We start from the raw sequence: 19,592 nt of genomic DNA, 5'->3' as shown, positions 1-19,592 counted from the left end.
AGTCCGACCTGAGCCAGATAACGGGAGTTGAAAAAACGAGAGCAGTGGCTTGTGGCAGACGCTAGGGGAAACGCGGATCGATTGAGTGCCTCCCGCTTGAAGTCGTTATCGTACCGATAAGCGCGCTCGACGCACAGAATATTGAGCTCGGGTCCGCATAGAAGTCCCGGTACAGAGTCGAGTAAGTCCGCAAGCAGCGTGCTGCCGCTGCTTGGGCAACAACCAACCGCAATAATGGGGAGTTGTAAGCGTTGCATCGCTTAAAGTGTGAGCGACACCGTTTGTGCTTGGTCCATGTCGATAACATAACGATCAAGTTCGTTATCTGAGCCCGCGTCGGGTAGGACATCAACAGAAGCCTTGAAAGGGGATTTTGAAGGTATCTTAATCTCCATAAAACACCTGCCAGCGCTGGTGATCGTGAGGTGGCGTCCAGTACCGTCTGGCGCAACAGTTCCGCTCGTATGATAGGTTGACCTGACGGCGGCGACGTGATCGCATAGGCGGCGCACGACGGCGCCTTCTGCTCGCCAAGCGTCGAGCCTCTCTTCCAGCGCGGGTGAAAAAAGGTCGGGATGATTCGCGACTATCAGGTGCCCGCGATATCGGCGAATCAACTGCTCGTGGGAGTCCGCCCAGTACGGGGGCGATTCGACTGGTAGGGGCCGTTGAGTAAGCACGAGACCCGTGTCGCGGTCAACTTCAGGGTGAGGTAACCATTCCGTGAGCCGTTCGCCGTAAGTAAGCTGTAACGATGCCAAGGTGAATATCGTGCGGCGTCCTTGCCAGAGGCTGGCGTCTTGTCCCCCATGGTTTGTGGTGCCGAAGATTGGCGCATTGAGTTCCGCACGCAAGCGATCTAGGAATCCGTGGTCTCCGTTTTCCACATGGCAGACGTGCCACCCGATCTCATCGCCGGATCCGGCTGCTATATTCGCCACCTCCCTGCAATAGGTCTCTGGCTTGAAAAACCATGTCGCTTGAAACCCGTGTGTTTGCTGCCAGGCGAGGTGTCGTGCCATTCCTTGACGATCAAGAGGCCGGTCGACGTCCCGGCGCAGCGATAGCACGAAGGGTGCCCATGGGGGTGCTGGTAATATCCGCAACGAGACGCCAAAGGTTTCCAGTGCGGCAGCTTCAATGCGTTGTTCTGCTTCAATGGCTAGAACTGCTCGCAATGGATCTGGCGGGTGACGGGATAAGCCACGCGGTAGCTCGGGTACAGTGGAAAGAACGTTAAGGACGCCGAGCAGGCCGCCGGTCTTCGGCGGTAGAGGAATGACAACGTGATCTTGGGGCGCACTGACGGAGATCACGAGAGTATGCGCCAACATGATCAGAGCTTCGATCGCCACGGGATCCGTGAGATATCGCTTGGGATGCTGATCGATGTCATCAAGAATGAAAAGTCCGGCGCTTCGGTCAAAAAACCGGGTGAACAACCGTTCCACCAATTTTCTCCAGTTGTTGCCGCCGCTGGCGATCTGTGCAAGCAGTTCGGGACCCTCACCGCGTGGCAAGCCCGGCCGGAGACTTCTCCCGTGTTGCCACCGTTCCTCGGGTTGAGGTATAGAACCCGTTGCCAAGACGGCCTTTATCCGGCGCGTATCGACATTGACGAAGTCAAGCTCCGTTTGGAGATGCTCAACGACCTTCGATAAGCGCCAGATAGTATTTGGGTTGAGCGGTTTGCCCCGCTCCAAACGTACTGCGAAGAGGTTGATCTGGCTCGCGAGCAGTTCAGGCACCAACGCCCTGAGCGACGTATCGTCGGTGATCGGATTCGGAGAAAGAAGGGTGGAGGGATAGCTTGACCGCAGCGGGTAGCTACGGGCTTCCGGCCATGCACCGGGCGGTTCCGGAACAGACAACGCGTGACGGATCATAGTACGAAAATAGTCTCCGCCAATACCCAGTAGAGGGCCAAAACCCAGGGCACGCAGCAAGTGATCGATGACTTGATTATCTCCCGGGGATTGCGTGGAAGCGGAATGGCCGATACTAATGGAGTTCACGGCATCGATTGTTTTGTGTTCGGCTCGATGGCAATGGCCGCCGCGGATGTAGAACCGTTTGAGGACAGAACTATTCTCGGTTGAGCCTCGGCCAGGTTGACGTGCACTACGCACGTCCCCTGGGGCAGGACGACGGAGTGAGCATTATCGCCGTGCCCGATAGAGAGTGTCGCGGAGTACGGTAAGGGTTGTCCCCAGGTCAAAGACATGCTTCGCGTACCGTCCTTACGGTAGACGCCATTGCGCGCGAGTACCCAGCTCGCGACCTCGGCCATTGTGGCTGGCCATACATCGGCGAGATCGAGGCTGTTGGATAGCGCGATCATTTCTTCGATGTGGATGTCGGGGTGATTCATGATCACACAGTGTTCTCCGTTGGCGAGCCGCTTTGCTGCTTCGGGAAGCAATGTGCTCAGGCGGTGGCCCTCGGGACGCATACTCAGATCCAAGCCGCGGTGCCACGCGGGAAGCACGACACTCGACGTAGTCGGAATGTCATTATCCACGACGATTGCCAAGGTCGGTAAAGATATTTGGCCGCCCACAAGCTCGCCGTAGGACATGCCCGATGCTTGAGCCCATCGAATCTGACGCTGGCCTAAATAGCCTGCCGCGCCACCGCCGCCGTGAACAGTGTATCCAGCAATGGGAACGTCCGCCTGTTCCCGAAAAAACTTTATTTCCTGCTCATACCATTGACCGAAGTCGAATGCCTCGGTATGCAACGCCACCTCATGTCCGGCGGAGGTTACGTCGTCAATAAGTTTCGGGTGATAGGAAGCGATGCGCCAAAACCATGTGGACTTGATGCCTCGCTCCACATAGCATTGAAGCAGACGGGAGATATCGGCCCGCTGTTTTTGAACCTTCGGCGTATCGTCTCTGAGATCTCTATCGAAGTCGTGGCGAACCGTCAGGCAAGCGCGCTTCGAATGCGGCCATCGGTCTACGGCTATGGTTACCCTGTCGTGCCGTCTGAACCATGCCTCGCTGGCGCTGAGCAACCAGCGTTCAAGCGGTTCAAGGTTGGACCAAGTGGTCATGGCATAGTAACGGTGCGGGTAGGGTGGCATTAGGTGGTGTTGTACCATGATGTCAAGCAGCGGCACGCCGAACACCAAATGCGGTCCGCTGCGCACGCCAAGCACATGACGCGACCCTGAGGTGTCTACGCCCCAGACTATCGGATCGCCATCGTTCAACCGCTCAAAGGCTTGATAGCTGAACGTCTGTGGCGTCCAACGACGGTCCTCGGCTTCGAAGGGGTAGGGTTCGGAGATTTCAGTGCGGTTCGCGGGGATGCGCCGCAAAGATGCTCGGTTAAAACGCAATGTGCCAAGATGCTCACCCTGTCCGTCGAAAAGCTCCAGCTGCTTGGCCACTAACATGCGCGTGGCTATCCCGAGGTGTGAGAGTACCGAAGCGGCAAGCGGCCCTTCGAAAACCAGAGGCAGGCTGCTAAACGTTTCCTGCCAAGCTGTTGAGCGCGTGACAAAACCGAACGCTTGGGCAGTAGCCGCCGCGGGTGGTTCGACCTGGGAGAGAACCCAACCGTATTTCTTTAAAATGACCTCGAAAGCGGCGCTGAAATAGAACCGGCCTTCGTCATTTTGGACCGATCGAACGAGCGAATCAGATGGACGGAAGATCCGCATGGGGGCATACGGCGACGGTTTTCTCTCGGGGCATGCAATCGGTCTTGGTTCCAAGGACCCCGACGCCAATTAGGTTTCGTTTAAAACGCCGGCGATACTCAAGGGGATCGATAAGCCTGCAGGCATATCCAGCCGAGAGAAACCAGGCAATTATTTCGTGGAACGAGTGACGATGGGCGAAGGGACAGGTCCAGCGGTCACGCATCGAATGCTCGGAATGTCGAAAACGCCATGCATCCTTTTTCAAGCCTTTGCGACGATAGTTCCGGTAGTGCTGCAGGGCCAGTAACTTTATGAAGATATTCTGAAGCGGTTCCGGGAGCTTTGCGATCGTAGGGCGCAACAAAAGCTCTGCAAGGTAACCGAGTTTTTTCCCGAGCTTCCCGCGTTGTGCGTCTTCCAAGGCGTAGACCCATATGTAGACATCCGCATGAGGTGCAGCGAACCGCCGTGCGCTAGCGAATGCACGCTCCGTATTATAGGTATGATGTAGCACGCCGTGGCTGTATAGAAGATCAAAGCTTTCCGGCGCGAATGGGGGCGCGAAGACCGAAGCGATGCCATTGTGTGCGAGCGGACAGGTCTTAAGACGCGCGGCTGCGCGTAGGATGGACGTGTTCACGTCAATTCCGAAAACCAACCGCTCCGTGACCTGTGCCAAGAACATGCTCTCTAGCCCCGAGCCGCAGCCAATGTCCAAGGTCTTGAATCCATTGGCGGGCGGGGCAGGCCTTGGCCAGCAGAGTTCTAATCTGATGAAATCGCAACGTTCCTCGTGGTCGTACGTAAACGTTAGTTCATCGTCTTCATTGATGCTTGCCCATTCTGCGGTAAAGCTTTTCTGCGTAAGTAGCTCGCCGGGACGCGGCTTTGCGTCCGGTCTGCGGCGGCCGCGCCATGCATGACGACACTGGGCATTTTCCGCTTCGAACCGATCGATGAGCGCATTGTTAAAATCCAAGAGTATTGGAACGCCGCGATAAATGGGATACCAATAACCGGCGTTTTCGCTCAAGAGGACGCCGCTTTTGATCTGTCGGCTAAAGTCGCTAACCGTGAAACCGAAAGCTTCTAATCTACCCTGGTCTTCTTGGGATAATGCCACATTTTCTTCCTCGAAGGGTAAGAGCTGTAGCGGTTCGCCGCTAATCGGGCAGCGATAAATGGACGACGCCCAGATCTTCATCCAATTGCACTCTTTCTCTAGCCGGTGCTTTAGAATAGGTGTGGATCAATTGAGGCAACGAGTTTACTCGCCTCGTTGGATGACACGAAACACCGTACGTGATCCTGCACTAGATGCCGGTACCTCGACCGTGGCAGTCGATAGGTAATACTTGATGTCACCGAATGGCGCCAGAAGATCATCGAGCTCTGCCGATTCAAACATGATGTCGAAATCACGCTGGTATTGCTGCGATTTGATATTCTCGTGGACAATCAGCAAGCCGCCGGGATTAAGTGAATTCCACGCCTGCTGGAGGGTCTGGGCGCGCCGCTCTCGCGGCACGTAAAGCAAAGACCCGACGAAGCTAATGAGGTCGTATCGTCCCGGGAACGGAAACTCCTCGGCGGGGGATAAAGCATAGCGCAAGCGACCCTTCAATTCCTTTTCAAAGTATCGGTAAAGAAAATTGCCGATGTGTAAGTTGAACGGCGCAATATCGCAACAGACGGCCTGTTGCATCCCGGTCGAATGGTCGAGCAGCATTTCAGCACAGAGCAATCCATATCCGCCCCCTACGTCACAGAATGCTAGGCTGTTCCTCCCGGCTAAATATTGGTGGATGATGGCTCGGATGATGGCGCTCTTATAGGATACTCCCCAACAATAATAGACTTGTTGCAAGAACGCGTCTTTGAGCGTTGTGGCGTCCACCATGCTTTGACAAGCTACCCAATCGGTAGGCAGCAGGAAGTCATTGAAAAGCCCGAAACTATCGTCGGTCGCACGCACGACTTGGCGGTCGGGCCAAGAGTATTGTTCGATCGACACCCGGGCCACCGCGCTCAGGAACCAATCCAGAGTGGAAGGAGCGGATGGCGGGGTCGATTCGGCGGAAACGCCCGCATAACTTGGATGGTTATCGTGTAGGTGAACCGCGCCAAGCTTTTCACGCAGTAACTCAGTCGACCAATAGCCCTTTTTTTGTGCCTCGGCGTGATTCGTTACAGGTAAGAACAACGCTCCCCCGGGGCGTACCGATTTCAATAGGGATCTTAACAGGCACGATCCCCAATTATTGGAGAATAGTCGAAGGCTGCGCCCAACTATGATCGACGCGAATGCTCTCGCAGGCATGGGAAACAAAATATTGCCCACGCCGGACGGATCCCACGGAAACCCGAGTGCCTCCGCCGTCAGGGTGAACCGTCGTGCGGATTTAAAGTGGTTATGCGGGAATCCTTGTTCATCGGCGTCTATGTGAGCCATGTCGTAATGCAAGCTTGCGTACAAGGTGGTGAAGTCCTCTCTTAGTCGAATCGACGGAATTGAGATCAGTGCTGATGGTTATTACGTCGCTTATTTCGGCACCGGTTGCCGTTTCCCGCGCATACTAATTGGCCTCGCTCGTGTGCGATGCGGGTTGGAAAAAATTCCGGTCAAACCGTATACTACCGTTATTCTGTTCATATCATCTCGTCAAACTCGATTAAGAATCTTCCTCAATGCCAAGCAATGCTGGCCCGAGTCAATTCTGTTTATATATATAGTCACGATGCCCGGGATATCGTGATTTTGTATTAAAATCAACTGCGCATGGCTGAAATTGTACCACTGCTATCGAGACGATGGCGCAGTGCTGAAAATATTCTCAAGACAGCGCTTAGCAAATTGCGACGCCCGATAATGATCTTGCGTTCGTTCCTTTCGCCCGGTTCGACTCATGACGCTATGGACATCATGATCCGCGTGCTGCGTCTAAACGATCGACAGATCAATAAGATCAAGATGCTTGCCGAAGTGCGTAACGAGTCGCTGGATGCGACATTGCGCCGGACGCTGTCGAACCTAGTGAGTACCATACCAAAGCGCGTCGCGCCTATGAACGTCTTGCGAACGCTGGACTATAAGAACATCCGCACAGAGGATGGCTTGGTAAGGATTGAGTTAAGCAACGGGCGCATCTTTTACAATTATCCGTCGCGTACCCGTTACGTGCATATCTACGGAGCGCTGCGCGATATCGTCCCTCGCGGTTTGAAACCCGAAACCTATCAGCCGGCGACCGACATCGTGAAAAGATATGGGTGGGGTGCCCATGGACGTTATTTTCCGGGGCCGGGTGGCGTCGTGATAGAAGGGGGGGCGTTCATCGGCCTCAAGGCAATCGGGATGGCAGAAGTGGTTGGACCCAGCGGAAAAGTCATCGCTATCGAGATTGGCCGCCGAAACTTCGAGGTCATGTGTCGCAATATCAATGCAAATGGGATGGAGCACATTATTACCCCACTGCACTGCGGCATCTGGAAAGAACCCGGTCAGATGGAGGCAGAGTTCGAATACCCTAATGCCTACCATCTGGCGAAACCCGATGAGCACGACTGGTGTACGCGCAAAGAAACGGTAGCCACTACCACGTTAGACAATATCATCGATCAACAACAGCTGGAAACTGTCGATTATCTCAATCTTCAGTTGAATGGGGCAGAGTACGAAGGGCTGCTCGGTCTCGAACGGCGACTTAACGATGTAAAAATTCTTTATGTGGCGGCGTATTACACCCGTAACGGCGTACGCCAGGTCGAGGCGGTTTCGAATCTGCTCAAGAGCAAAGGCTGCAAACTCCTGGTCGTATCACAATTAGGATCAATAACTGCGGTGACGCCCCGCTTCTCAGAGGAATATGCCTAAGGGAGATACTAACTTCCCGAGCCAATGGGGATGCGAGCCGGTCGTACGGAAGGCGTGGGAACAAAGGCCAGAGACGCAAAGCTTAAAATAGGCACAGCCGCTTAGCGTTGCGAGTAAGCTGATAATTCAATGGTTGCCGCAACGGTTACAGCTTGCTTGTGAGGTTGTCGTAGCCGAGTCGCGTAATGTGTTGCTGTGCCGGAAGCTTGAGGGGGATGCGCGCCTTTGTTGAATCCGAACGCACGGGTTTAATGATGGATCAGATCGATCCGAGGGAAATCGCCCGTGCCATGCGTGAGGCGTACCGCGATCGATCGAAATTGCACGCAACGGGCGAACGGCTTGACCGGATCAAAGACCGCTATTGTTGGCCTGCCCGCGTTTATCGTGAATTGCTCCCGGAGCCGTCCTGACCCCATTCTTACCGGCAGTTCTGTACTGCTGAACTAGCAACGTCTGGTTTAATAATCACTATGCTGGGCCAGCTGCAAAGCGGGCGGCTCTTAAGCGTATGCATGCCGTCTGACGGTAAAGGGTCAGCACTGCCGGGCTGTATCGGGGCTCGTTCTCGCGGCCAGTAGGCGCGCCATAAAGCTTCACGAGCATTGCGTAATCCACATCAGCTCCGAAGGCATCCTCAACAGCCTGTAGATAGGCACTGTGGCCGTCCGTCGTTATTTGTACGCGTGTGGCAAGACGCGAGGCTAAGTCGGAGATAAAGGCCTGAGAAGCTTCACCGTCGCGTGTACTAACGAACCAAGAGGGAATCAGCTTCGTATCGGCGCAAACAGCCGTCCACGTCCAAACGTCACCGTACCCGAACACTCCTTTCTTGCTAGGAGGAACGTTCTTTTCCTTCGCGTAGCAAAAGCTCCAAACCTCATCGCACTGAATGCGCTTGCACGTCAGATTGCGGAATACCTGATCTGGTACGCGGTGAATGCTTTTACCTGCTTCCGCCAGCAGCTTGACAATAGTTTTCTTGCTCGCGCCAGTCATGCGGGCGATGGCACGGATCGACATGCCTTCGACCATCGGACCGAGGATTTGAGCGCGCGCCTTGATATTTAGGCGGTTCATAGAAAGTTGCCCTTCTAGAGTTGACAATAAACTACCTTATGGTTGACAATATCAGCCACGTAAGTTGTGAATGTCAAGCGTACGGTTGACAAAAGTCAGGAGGGTATCTTTCAAGTGACTAGAGTTCGCGTTCGTGGCGAAGAGGTCCGCCGTTTCATCGTCGAAAAGGTCGAGAAGCATCCAACGAGTATCAGTAAGCTAACTGCCGCCCATTTTGGTATTACTAGGCAGGCGGTTAACAAGCACCTCCAGAAACTGACATCTGAGCACGCGCTCATCGAAACCGGACACACGCGTAATAGGTCCTATAAACTTTGTTCCTTGTTGGAGTGGAGAGAGCAGTTCGCCATCAGCCCAGACCTAGCGGAAGACGCAGTCTGGAGACAAGCGATCGTCAAGACTCTTGGCCATATGCCGGACAACGTTTTGGACATCTGGCATTACGGCTTCACCGAGATGTTTAACAACGCTATAGATCACTCAGGCGGCACCGAGATTTACGTCTACGTTAAAAAGACGGCAGCGACCACGGAAATGGTTCTTATGGATAACGGGGTTGGGATATTCAAGAAAATTCAAGCTGCGCTGAATCTGTTGGACGAACGTCACGCAATTCTTGAATTAGCAAAAGGTAAACTGACGACAGATCCCAAACGCCACACAGGCGAGGGGATTTTCTTTTCATCTAGGATGTTTGACGAATTCGATATTCTCTCCGGCGGAGTCAATTTCACTCACACATTCGGCGAATCGCTTGATTGGATTTGGGAGCGCGAAAGGATTGGCTCCGGGACCGTTGTGTGGATGCAACTGCACAATCACACAGCGCGAACAACTAAGAAGACATTTGATCACTATACGTCGGATGGGGACTATGGATTTAATAAGACCGTTGTGCCAGTAAAGCTCGCGCAATACGGAAACGACAAACTGATCTCTCGCTCACAGGCAAAACGGTTGCTTGCCAGGGTGGAACTGTTCAAGATCGTTATGCTTAACTTTCAGGGAGTACCATCTATCGGGCAAGCCTTCGCCGATGAGATATTCCGAGTATTTACATTGAAGCACCCTGAAGTAGCACTGGTGCCTTACCAAACTAACTCTGAAATAAAAAGAATGATTGAAAGAGCTAAGTCAGGAAGTACGAAGGACGTTGGTGAGGCAGTGGAATGACCTACCAGCGGCTACCGCGTGCGGGTGACAGGCGGGTGAGTTATGCTCTGTCGCCCCGGGGCTGCGCTCCTTCGTCCGCGCGGAACGCACGGGTTTGACCATGGACCAAAAGGACCCGAGAGACATCGCCCGTGCCTTACGCGAGGTTTATCGCGGTGATCTCATCGCCACAGGCGAGCGCCTTGTGCGCCTGAAGGCGAAGTACGTCTGGGAAGTCCAAGCGCGAAAACTCATCGAACTCCATGCGAGTCTGCTGACTGAGAGCAAGGAGAGCAGGGACTCACGGTGGACCGTCTGCCATATCACCACCGTGCACCGGTTGGGTGATACGAGGATCTTTCATCGGGAGGCGGCAGCGATCAGCGAGGACGGGAAGTACTCGCTGATCATAATTGCGAGCGGCCGCTCCCTAGATGTGCCTGCCGGGATCCCGGGCGAGATCCGGTTGCTACCTGCGCGGGGCGGGCGGCTGCAGCGCATGGTGCTGTCTCAGGGCCGGGCGATTGTTATGGCCCTGGGGGCCAAAGCCGACCTATATCATCTGCACGATCCGGAGTTGCTGCCCTGCGCGATCCTGCTCCGATGGCTCGGCAAGCGCGTGGTCTTCGATGTCCATGAGGATCTTCCGAAGCAGATCCTTATCAAGCCATGGATCCCCAGGCGGTTTGTGCGCATCGGCTATTGGTTCGCACGGCTTTTCGACGCGCTGGTGTCGAGATTCTCCGATGGCATCGTGGCGGCAACGCCCCAGATCGGCCGCAAGTATCACGGCATTCCCGTCGCGGTAGTCCAGAATTTTCCCATGATGAAAGAGTTTTCCTGTCCGGTCTCGCTGCCTCTCAGCCAACGCGGAAACGTCGCTATCTACGTGGGAACGATTACGGAAGAACGGGGCCTGCGGTGTTTGTTGCAGGCCGCCGAGCGGGCAGCAGAGCGTCTCAAAGGCAACTTCCGCCTCAAGCTCGCAGGCCCATTCGCGTCCGACAGGGACCGCGCGCTGTTCGAGGCGCTTGCGAACAAGGACATCGTCGAGCATGTCGGTTGGCAGGATCGCCGGCAGGTGGCCGATCTCTTGGGGCAAGCGGTCGTGGGGCTCGTGACGTTCTTACCGGCCGACAGTCATTTGGAAGCCTATCCGAACAAGCTCTTCGAGTACGGGGCGGCGGGAATTCCGGCGATCGCCTCGCATTTTCCGCTCTGGCGCCGGCTGATGGACGGCGGCTGCGTGTTCGTCGATCCCACCGAGCCGCAGGCCATCGCCGATGCGCTCTGCGATCTCATGACCGACAAGTTCGAAGCGGAGGCGATCGGCCGCCAGGCCCAGGAGCGGGTGCGGACTCGCTATTGCTGGGAGTCCGAGGCCGAGAAGCTACTGGGGTTATACGAGCAACTGCTCGGCTCGGGTGCGCCGGGTGAACTGCGCTCCCGCTCGTCGCGGCATGCGCCGCGTTAACCGATCGCGACTCCTCAAGCGCGGCTTCGATGTTGCGGGAGCCGTGGTTGGGCTCAGCTTGATGGCCTTGCCCATGGTGCTTATCGCCCTCGCGATCTGGACCACCATGGGCAAGCCGATCCTATTTCGTCAAGAGCGTCCAGGCCTGCACGGGCTGGCGTTTCGGATCATTAAATTCCGAACCATGCGGGCACCCGCCGGCACCGATGATGACTCAGACGAGGTCCGCCTGACAGGGATGGGGCGGTTCTTGCGCAGCGTGAGCCTCGACGAGCTGCCGGAGCTTTGGAATGTACTGAAGGGCGATCTGAGCTTGGTCGGACCGCGGCCTTTGCTCATGCAATATTGGGATTTATATACACCTGAACAGGCACGGCGCCACGCGGTAAAACCCGGCCTCACCGGCTGGGCGCAGATCAATGGGCGCAATGCGCTCAGTTGGCAGGAACGGTTGGAGATGGATGTATGGTACGTTGACCATCAGAGTCTTTGGCTTGATCTCAAGATCCTTTGTTTAACCTTGCGTACGATCGCACGCCGCGAGGGGATCCACGCCGAGGGACATGCGACGATGCCCAGGTTCAGGGGCAACGATGACCCAGCCTAAACCCGTGTACGTACTCGGGGCAGGCGGTCACGCCAAGGTGGTTGTCAGCACCCTCCAGGCCGCCGGCGTCGCGGTCACGGGTCTTTTCGACGACGACCGCGGAAAATGGGACCGGCGGGTGTTGGGGGTTCCCGTGCTCGGGGCGTTGGAACAGGGATCCGAGGTCAACGATGCGGCGGCGGTCATCGGGATCGGTGATAATGGGATGCGTCAGCGCATCGCCGAGCAGTATGACAACCTCGAATGGCTCAGTATCATCCACCCGAGCGCTTGCGTGCATCCGACGGCACAACTCGGCCGCGGGACAGTGGTCTTTGCCGGCGCCGTTATCCAGCCGGACGCCCGGATCGAAGACCATAGTATTGTCAACACGATGGTCTCCGTCGATCACGATTGCCGCGTGGAACGGTACGTCCACCTCGCGCCCGGTGTGCATCTCGCGGGTAACGTCCTAGTCGGGGAGGGCGTATTGATTGGGCTTGGCAGCAGCGTGATTCCCCATGTATCGATCGGCGCCCGCACGGTGGTCGGGGCCGGATCGGCGGTCGTCGGCAACTTACCTCCGGACGTGACGGCAACCGGCGTACCGGCGCGTATTCTCAAGATCCGCCAACATGCTTAAACCGATTGCCATGTCCGCCGCGGACATCGACGAGACCGATATCGCGGCGGTCGTCGAGGTGCTGCGTTCCGGCCGCCTGGCCCTCGGGCCCAAGGCCGAGGAATTCGAAAACCTCATGGCCGGCTATATTGGGGTCCGGCATGCGGTCGCGGTGAATTCCGGCACCGCGGCGTTGCATTTAATCCTGTGCGCGTTGGGCATCGGTCCCGGCGACGAGGTGTTGGTGCCATCGTTTACCTTCGTCGCTAGCGTCAATGCGATCCTCTATATGGGCGCGACGCCGGTGTTCGTGGATATCGAGCCCGAGACCTACACGCTGGATCCGGGCGATCTGGAGCACAAGATCACGCCCAAGACCAAGGCGGTCATGGCGGTCGACGTGTTCGGACACCCGATCGCATGGGAGGATGTTTTAACTATTGTAGGGCGCCACGGTCTGGTTGTGATCGACGACTCGGCGGAGGCCCTCGGCGCGGAATATCGGGGAGAGAAAATCGGCCGATTCGGTACCGCCGCCGTGTTTGCGTTCTATCCGAACAAGCAGATCACCACCGGCGAGGGCGGCATCGTGGTCACCAACGATGACGACCTGGCCCGCGTAGTACGCAGCCTGCGCAACCAAGGGCGAGACGCGGAGCACGCGTGGTTGCAACATGAGCGGCTCGGGTACAATTACCGCATGAATGAAATGTCGGCCGCCCTGGGCGTATCGCAACTACGAAAGATTGACCGCATCCTGTCGAGGCGGAATCACGTCGCGAAAATGTATACCCAGCGTTTGAGCGTACTCGATCTGGTGCGGTCGCCGGTGATTAAACCGCATGTGACGATGAGCTGGTTCGTGTATGTGGTGACCTTGGCCGATGGGCTAGACCGCAACGCACTGATCCATGCGCTGGAGCGGCAGGGCATTCCCGCGCGGGGATACTTTAGTCCGATTCATCTCCAGCCGTTCATTCGCGAGCGCTTCGGCACGCAGCCCGGGATGTTGCCCATCACCGAATTGGTGGCGAAACGCACCCTGGCGCTACCGTTTCACAATCGCATCACCGAGGCGCAGGTGGACCAGGTGGTTACAGGGCTTGAAGAAGCCGTGAGGCGTAGTAACGCAGCCTAAGGGGGAACGCATGTCCAAGCGTTTGAAAACATGGCATCTGCGCGCCGCCGCCTTCCTGCATGATCTCATGATGATCCCGCTCGCCTGGCTGTGCGCTTATTGGTTGCGTTTTAATCTCGGTACGATCCCGCAGGAATTTTTGACCGCGGGGATCGGCGCCCTGTTCGTGGTCGTCCCCATACAGTGCGTATTTTATTGGTATGTCGGCCTCTACCGGGGTGTTTGGCGTTTCGCATCGCTGCCCGATCTCATGCGCATCGGGCAGGCCGTGCTAGCGGGTGCGCTCGTGTGCGCGGCAGTGTTGTTCATGGTCACCCGGCTGCAGGGAGTGCCGCGTTCGGTCTTTCCTCTCTATGCGATCATTCTCGGGAGCTTGCTCGGTGGCCCGCGCTTTGTCTTGCGCTGGTTTAAGGACTATCACCTGCGCTCGCGCACCGGCCAGCGGGTCATCATCGTGGGCGCGGGACAGGGGGGCGAGTTGCTCGTCCGGGACTTGATGCGCGACCCGGAATGCCGCTACCGGCCGGTCGCGTTTTTGGACGACGATCTCGCGAAATCGGGGCGCGAGATCCATGGCCTGCGGGTGCTGGGGACGAGCGATGACTTGCCCGCCGTGGTGGACCGCCTGGATGCGCGGACGGTGATGATCGCCATTCCCTCGGCGAACTCGCGTCAAATGAAGCGCCTGGTCGAGCTGACGGAGCGCACCGGGCTGCCGGTGCGCACCTTGCCGAGCATCCATGACGTGCTGGCCGGCCGCGCCGGGATGAATGAGCTCCGCGAGGTGCTGATCGAGGACCTCCTGGGGCGCGAGCCGGTGGCGCTCAACTGGAACCTGATTCGATCCCGCCTCTCAGGAAAGGCCGTGTTGATCACGGGCGGCGGGGGCTCGATCGGGGCGGAGCTTTGCCGTCAGATCGCTCAGTTGTCGCCGGGAAAGCTAGTCGTTCTTGATCACTCTGAGTTCAATCTTTACGAGTTGGAGCTCGATCTCAAGACGGTCTTCCCGGACGTGGAGACGAGCTTTCATCTGTGTAATGTCTGCGACGAAGCCGCGGTACGGCGCCTCATGCAGCGCCACGCGCCCGAGGTCGTGTTCCATGCCGCGGCCTATAAGCACGTGCCCATGCTCGAGTCTCAACTGCGCGAGGCCGTACACAACAACGTGCTCGGGACCAAGACCGTGGCCGAGGCCGCGCATGCCGCCCGAGTGAGCCAATTCGTGCTCATCTCGACCGATAAGGCCGTGAATCCCGTGAACGTCATGGGGGCCAGCAAACGCGTCGCCGAGATAATCTGTGAGAATTTGCAGCAACGCTCCGCCACCCGCTTTACGACCGTGCGCTTCGGAAACGTCTTGGGCTCGGCGGGCAGTGTGGTGCCGTTATTTCGTAAACAGATCGGCTCGGGCGGCCCGGTCACCGTGACCCACTCGGAGGTCATGCGTTACTTCATGACCATCCCCGAGGCCAGCCGATTGATCATGCAGGCCGCCGCGATGGGCGAGGGCGGTGAAATTTTCGTGCTCGATATGGGGGAGCCGGTCAAGATCAGCGATCTCGCCGAGCAAATGATCCGCCTCTCGGGGAAAGTCCCCGGCGCGGAGATCGAGATCGTGTATACGGGCCTGCGGGCCGGGGAGAAAATCTTCGAGGAACTATTCCACGATCAGGAAGCCTTGCGCGCGACCAAGCACAAAAAGATCTTGCTGGCGCGACACCGGTATGTCGATTCCCACGTGCTTAAATCGACCTTGGCGGAAATGGCCGAAGCCGTGGCCCACTACGATGAGGAACGCTTACAGTCCTTGCTACACCGTTTGGCGCCTGAATTCGCAACCCGGGTGGACGAGAGTGCGACGGGCGCGGTGGTGCCGTTCACGCCCCGCGCGGGATAAGGCTGGTTAAAATCTATTCCCCGCGGTCTTGCCGTGGACCTTAGCGATGGGGCGACCAAAGGGGAGAGGCGCAGATCTCCCCTTTGGTCGCCCCACGGCGTTGCGTACCCCGTGGTGGCGAAATCTAAATTGACTTATCACGGCGGCGTCTCGCGCGCGGTTCGATACCCGCACCGCCGGCACTCCACTTTCTCGATGCCGGAACTGCCGCCGAAGGCAAACGACACTTCAACGACTCGAAAGTCGTGGAATCCCAAAAAACAGAGAAGTCGTCCTAGCTTTTTTAACCACTCGTTTATCATTTTGCCGCCTCCTTGTCCTATTAACTATAGACCATCACCGGCGCTTTGATCGGGGGGAAATCCCCAAATCCTGTCTACTAGTGTAGTGTCTCTGAAATACCTATACAGTCACCAATCTGTCGATACCCCCTTCGTCATTCCCGCGAAAGCGGGAATCCAGCGCCTTTTGTGGATTCCGGGTCTCCGGCGCTTCGCACCTTCGCCCGGAATGACGGGGCAAACGCGACAAGTTATTTACGAGACCCTACACTAGGGGGATCGCGTTGCGGAAATCGGCGCGGCGCAACGCTCCGCCGGCTCCCCGGTTGTGGCAGGTGAGCCCGCTGCGGTATTCTCTAATAAAAGACAGACAGTGACGATGGAGGAGCGATACCAACCGGCCAGCATCGAGCCCGCGATGCAACAACGATGGGAGGAGCAGCGGGTCTTTGCGGCCAGCGAAGAGCCGGGGCGGGAGAAATTCTACTGCCTTTCGATGTTCCCCTACCCGAGCGGGCGCCTGCATATGGGCCATGTCCGCAATTACACCATCGGCGATGTGATCGCCCGCTATCAGCGCCTGCGGGGGAAGAACGTCCTGCAGCCGATGGGTTGGGACGCCTTCGGGCTGCCGGCGGAGAACGCCGCCATCGATAACCGCGTCCCCCCGGCGCGCTGGACCTACGAAAACATAGCCTATATGCGCGGCCAGCTCAAGCGTTTGGGGTTTGGCTACGACTGGGCGCGCGAGCTGACCACATGCCGGCCCGAGTATTACCGCTGGGAACAATGGTTCTTTATACAGTTATTTAAGAAAGATCTGGTCTATAAGAAGACCTCCGTCGTCAATTGGGATCCGGTCGATCAGACGGTCCTCGCCAATGAGCAGGTCATCGATGGCAAGGGCTGGCGATCCGGGGCTCCCGTCGAGCGGCGCATGATCCCCCAGTGGTTCTTGAAGATCACCGATTACGCCGAGGAGTTGCTCACCGGGTTGGAGGGGCTCGAGGGTTGGCCGGACGCCGTGCGCACGATGCAGCGCAATTGGATCGGACGCTCCGAAGGCGTCGAGGCCGAGTTTTCGATCCCCGCACTTGGAGAGAGCTTGACGGTGTTCACCACGCGCCCGGACACGCTCATGGGCGCGACCTATCTCGCGGTCGCCGCCGAGCACCCCTTGGCGGCGCGCTTTGCGCAACGTGATCCCGCGTTGGCCGGGTTCGTCAACGAGTGCCGCCGCATGGGTACGAGCGAGGTGGAGCTCGAGACCATGGAAAAAAAAGGCATGCCGCTCGGGGTCGAGGCCCTGCACCCTATCACCGGCGAGGTTTTGCCCGTGTGGGTCGCCAACTTCGTGTTGATGGGCTACGGCACCGGCGCGGTGATGGCGGTGCCCGCCCATGATAGCCGCGACTATGAGTTCGCGCGCCGCTTCGGCCTGCCGATTAAGCAGGTGGTGTTCCCCGGGGATGCTCTCAGCGCGGACGTATCGGAGGCCGCGTTCATCGAACCGGGGGTCCTGAGAAATTCAGGCGCGTTCGATGGTTTAAGCTCGGCCGCCGCCTTCGCGGCCATCGCCGAGCGTTTGCGTGAGAACGCCAAAGGGCGCCGCAAAGTGAATTACCGCTTGCGTGACTGGGGCGTGTCCCGCCAGCGCTACTGGGGCTGCCCGATCCCGATGCTCAATTGCCCGCGGTGCGGCCCCGTGCCGGTCCCCGAGGAGCAGTTGCCGGTGGTACTTCCCGAAGAGGTGGAGTTTCAGGGCGTGGTTTCTCCCATCAAACGCATGCCGGAGTTTTACCAGGCGCGGTGTCCGGCCTGCGGCGTAACCGCCGAACGCGAGACCGACACTTTCGATACCTTTTTCGAATCCTCGTGGTATTACGCGCGTTACTGTTGCGCGGACAGCACCGAGCGCATGCTCGATGATCGGGTCCGCTACTGGCTGCCCGTGGATCAATACATCGGCGGCGTGGAGCATGCCGTGCTGCATTTGCTTTACGCCCGGTTTTTCCACAAGCTGATGCGCGACCTAGGGATGGCGCCGCATGCGGAGCCTTTCACCCGCCTGCTCACCCAAGGGATGGTGCTCAAGGACGGCGCCAAGATGTCGAAATCGAAGGGTAATACCGTCGATCCGCAGGCGCTCATCGATAAATACGGGGCCGATACCGTGCGCTTATTCACCATGTTCGCGGCTCCGCCGGAGCAATCCCTCGAGTGGTCGGACACCGCCGTCGAAGGTGCGTTTCGCTTCCTCAAGCGTCTCTGGCGCTTCGCGGCGGAGCAACTCGCAGGCGGTGCCGTGGCTGCGGTCGATAAGGCCCGGCTGACGCCGGCGCAAGCGGAATTACGCCGCCAGATCCATAAGACAATCGCCAAGGTCAATGACGATATCGGGCGCCGCTATACGTTCAATACCGCGATCGCGGCGGTCATGGAGCTTACGAATGCCTTGACGGGTTTCAAGGATAATTCCGAGCAGGGGCGCGCGCTGCTGCGCGAAGGTCTCGAGACCATCGCGATAGTGCTGTCCCCGATCGTGCCCCACATCACCGAGGCGCTCTGGGCCGCCCTCGGCCATGCGGATCTGGTCGCCAACGCACGCTGGCCCAGGGTCGATGAGGCCGCCCTGGTGCGCTCCGAGATCACCCTAGTCGTGCAGATCGACGGTAAGAAGCGGGCGGATCTCACGCTCGCCGCTGGGACACCGGGGGCGCTAGTCAAGGAGATCGCACTTGCCGATCCCAAGGTCCGGCGCTACCTCGACGGTAAAGCGATCAAGAAGCTCGTGGTGGTGCCCGGGCGCCTCGTGAACATCGTGACCGTATGATGATGAAGTCAGTGGCCGTCCTAGCAATCATCCTCTTTGGGTATGGATGCGGATTTCACCTGCGCGGATCGAGCCCGGTGGCGCTTCGATTCACGGGCGTGTTTGTCGAGGCGCCCGGCGCTCGGCAAGTGGCGGCGCAATTGCGGCTGCAGTTGCAATATAATGGCGTTGTGCTAACGCCCAAACCCGCCCGTGCGGAGGCTGTGGTCACGCTCAGAGACGAAAGCTTCGAGCAGCGCGTGCTTTCGGTCGATCCGCGCACCGGCAAGGTACGCGAGTACGAAATTTCCTATCGCGTCGATTTGATGGTGGCCGACGCCAAGGGGCATTCCTTGCTCGCCCCGCAAAGCATCGATCTGGTGCGCGATTACACCTTCGATGAGACCGCGGCGCTCGCCAAATCCGATGAAGAGCAAATCCTGCGGCAAGAAATGATTCAAGACGCGGCCGCGACGGTGCTTAGACGGCTCGAAACCATTAAAGCTAAATAACGTGACGGCAGCCCGCCCGCGGCCGCGGGCAAAGCTCAAACCCGGTCAGCTCGGGGCGCGCATCGAGCGCGAGGGGCTCGAACGGCTCTACCTCATCGCGGGCGATGAGCCCTACCAGTGTCTGGAGGCGATGGACCAGATCCGATCCCAGGCGCGCGCGTTCGGGGTCACGGAGCGCGTGGTGCTCGAAGCGCAAGCGGGATTCGACTGGCAACGCCTGCGCTACGAGGCGAATCACCTGAGCCTCTTCAGCGACCGCCGGCTCATAGAGCTTACGCTCGCGCACGTTCCCCCGAACAACGAAGGCGTACAAGCCATCATCGCGTATACCCAAGGGATGTCAGCGGACACCGTGGTGGTGATCCGCGCGCCCGTCATCGATTACAGAGCGAAGCAAGGCGCATGGTACCGAGCCATCGAAGCCGCGGGTGTGGTTGTCGAAGTCGCGCCGGTGCCGCCCGAGGCGATGCCGGACTGGATCCTGCGGCTCGGCGAACGGTGCGGTCTTATCC

Annotated in this window: 18 protein-coding genes; 11 read left to right on the top strand and 7 right to left on the bottom strand. The window is 58.0% G+C overall.

Annotated elements, in window-relative coordinates:
* The 5 genes from M3436_11980 to M3436_11960 form a co-directional block, all read right to left on the bottom strand.
* On the bottom strand, nucleotides 1-257 hold a 257-nt coding region (locus M3436_11980), incomplete at its 3' end, for a sulfotransferase (GenBank protein ID MDQ3564821.1).
* A 3-nt stretch (nucleotides 258-260) separates the two neighbouring features.
* Nucleotides 261-2,015: a hypothetical protein gene (locus M3436_11975; GenBank protein ID MDQ3564820.1), complete on the bottom strand. Its 1,755-nt coding sequence runs from the start codon at nucleotides 2,013-2,015 to the stop codon at nucleotides 261-263.
* On the bottom strand, nucleotides 2,012-3,670 hold the full coding sequence (locus M3436_11970) for a hypothetical protein (protein ID MDQ3564819.1): 1,659 nt from the start codon (nucleotides 3,668-3,670) through the stop codon (nucleotides 2,012-2,014). The genes M3436_11975 and M3436_11970 overlap by 4 nt, the downstream gene beginning before the upstream one ends.
* Nucleotides 3,648-4,856, bottom strand: a complete 1,209-nt coding sequence (locus tag M3436_11965) for a methyltransferase domain-containing protein (GenBank protein ID MDQ3564818.1) — start codon at nucleotides 4,854-4,856, stop codon at nucleotides 3,648-3,650. The genes M3436_11970 and M3436_11965 overlap by 23 nt, the downstream gene beginning before the upstream one ends.
* Nucleotides 4,857-4,919: 63 nt before the next feature.
* On the bottom strand, nucleotides 4,920-5,882 hold the full coding sequence (locus M3436_11960; GenBank protein MDQ3564817.1) for a class I SAM-dependent methyltransferase: 963 nt from the start codon (nucleotides 5,880-5,882) through the stop codon (nucleotides 4,920-4,922).
* 549 nt (nucleotides 5,883-6,431) lie between these two features.
* On the opposite strand from M3436_11960, the gene M3436_11955 reads away from it, so the two are divergent.
* On the top strand, nucleotides 6,432-7,526 hold the full coding sequence (locus tag M3436_11955) for an FkbM family methyltransferase (GenBank protein MDQ3564816.1): 1,095 nt from the start codon (nucleotides 6,432-6,434) through the stop codon (nucleotides 7,524-7,526).
* 215 nt (nucleotides 7,527-7,741) lie between these two features.
* Nucleotides 7,742-7,939, top strand: coding sequence for a hypothetical protein (locus tag M3436_11950; GenBank protein MDQ3564815.1), 198 nt, complete (start codon nucleotides 7,742-7,744; stop codon nucleotides 7,937-7,939).
* A gap of 58 nt (nucleotides 7,940-7,997) precedes the next feature.
* On the opposite strand, the gene M3436_11945 is transcribed toward M3436_11950, so the two are convergent.
* Nucleotides 7,998-8,606 carry a hypothetical protein gene (locus M3436_11945; GenBank protein MDQ3564814.1) on the bottom strand — a complete coding sequence of 203 codons (609 nt, stop codon included), beginning with the start codon at nucleotides 8,604-8,606 and terminating at the stop codon, nucleotides 7,998-8,000.
* 66 nt (nucleotides 8,607-8,672) lie between these two features.
* Here M3436_11945 and M3436_11940 point away from each other — a divergent pair, with 66 nt between their 5' ends.
* The 6 genes from M3436_11940 to M3436_11915 all read left to right on the top strand — a co-directional run bounded on the left by M3436_11940 (nucleotide 8,673) and on the right by M3436_11915 (nucleotide 15,475).
* Nucleotides 8,673-9,779: a DUF4325 domain-containing protein gene (locus M3436_11940; protein ID MDQ3564813.1), complete on the top strand. Its 1,107-nt coding sequence runs from the start codon at nucleotides 8,673-8,675 to the stop codon at nucleotides 9,777-9,779.
* Between the two features lie 100 nt (nucleotides 9,780-9,879).
* Nucleotides 9,880-11,232 carry a glycosyltransferase gene (locus M3436_11935; GenBank protein MDQ3564812.1) on the top strand — a complete coding sequence of 451 codons (1,353 nt, stop codon included), beginning with the start codon at nucleotides 9,880-9,882 and terminating at the stop codon, nucleotides 11,230-11,232.
* Nucleotides 11,219-11,839 carry a sugar transferase gene (locus tag M3436_11930; protein MDQ3564811.1) on the top strand — a complete coding sequence of 207 codons (621 nt, stop codon included), beginning with the start codon at nucleotides 11,219-11,221 and terminating at the stop codon, nucleotides 11,837-11,839. The genes M3436_11935 and M3436_11930 overlap by 14 nt, the downstream gene beginning before the upstream one ends.
* Nucleotides 11,826-12,461 carry an acetyltransferase gene (locus M3436_11925; GenBank protein ID MDQ3564810.1) on the top strand — a complete coding sequence of 212 codons (636 nt, stop codon included), beginning with the start codon at nucleotides 11,826-11,828 and terminating at the stop codon, nucleotides 12,459-12,461. Before M3436_11930 ends, M3436_11925 begins: the two co-directional genes overlap by 14 nt.
* Entirely contained in the window at nucleotides 12,454-13,578 is a 1,125-nt protein-coding gene (locus M3436_11920; GenBank protein MDQ3564809.1) for a DegT/DnrJ/EryC1/StrS family aminotransferase, read from the top strand. Before M3436_11925 ends, M3436_11920 begins: the two co-directional genes overlap by 8 nt.
* A 10-nt stretch (nucleotides 13,579-13,588) precedes the next feature.
* Nucleotides 13,589-15,475, top strand: a complete 1,887-nt coding sequence (locus M3436_11915; protein ID MDQ3564808.1) for a polysaccharide biosynthesis protein — start codon at nucleotides 13,589-13,591, stop codon at nucleotides 15,473-15,475.
* A gap of 137 nt (nucleotides 15,476-15,612) precedes the next feature.
* On the opposite strand, the gene M3436_11910 is transcribed toward M3436_11915, so the two are convergent.
* Complete coding sequence (locus tag M3436_11910; protein MDQ3564807.1) at nucleotides 15,613-15,777, bottom strand: hypothetical protein; 165 nt, start codon at nucleotides 15,775-15,777, stop codon at nucleotides 15,613-15,615.
* Nucleotides 15,778-16,135: 358 nt separating this feature from the next.
* Between M3436_11910 and leuS the strand changes: the two genes are divergently transcribed.
* The 3 genes from leuS to holA form a co-directional block, all read left to right on the top strand.
* Nucleotides 16,136-18,589 (top strand): leucine--tRNA ligase, encoded by a 2,454-nt coding sequence (gene leuS, locus M3436_11905; protein ID MDQ3564806.1) that lies wholly within the window; start codon nucleotides 16,136-16,138, stop codon nucleotides 18,587-18,589.
* 11 nt (nucleotides 18,590-18,600) lie between these two features.
* Nucleotides 18,601-19,080, top strand: coding sequence for an LPS assembly lipoprotein LptE (gene lptE, locus M3436_11900; GenBank protein ID MDQ3564805.1), 480 nt, complete (start codon nucleotides 18,601-18,603; stop codon nucleotides 19,078-19,080).
* Between the two features lies 1 nt (nucleotide 19,081).
* The coding region (gene holA, locus M3436_11895; GenBank protein MDQ3564804.1) for a DNA polymerase III subunit delta at nucleotides 19,082-19,592 on the top strand (511 nt) is incomplete at its 3' end.

It is taken from the genome of Pseudomonadota bacterium (assembly GCA_030859565.1).
Taxonomy (GTDB): domain Bacteria; phylum Pseudomonadota; class Gammaproteobacteria; order JACCXJ01; family JACCXJ01; genus USCg-Taylor.
Note: the sequence above shows the minus strand (reverse complement) of the source record. Positions and strands in the feature narration are given on the sequence as shown.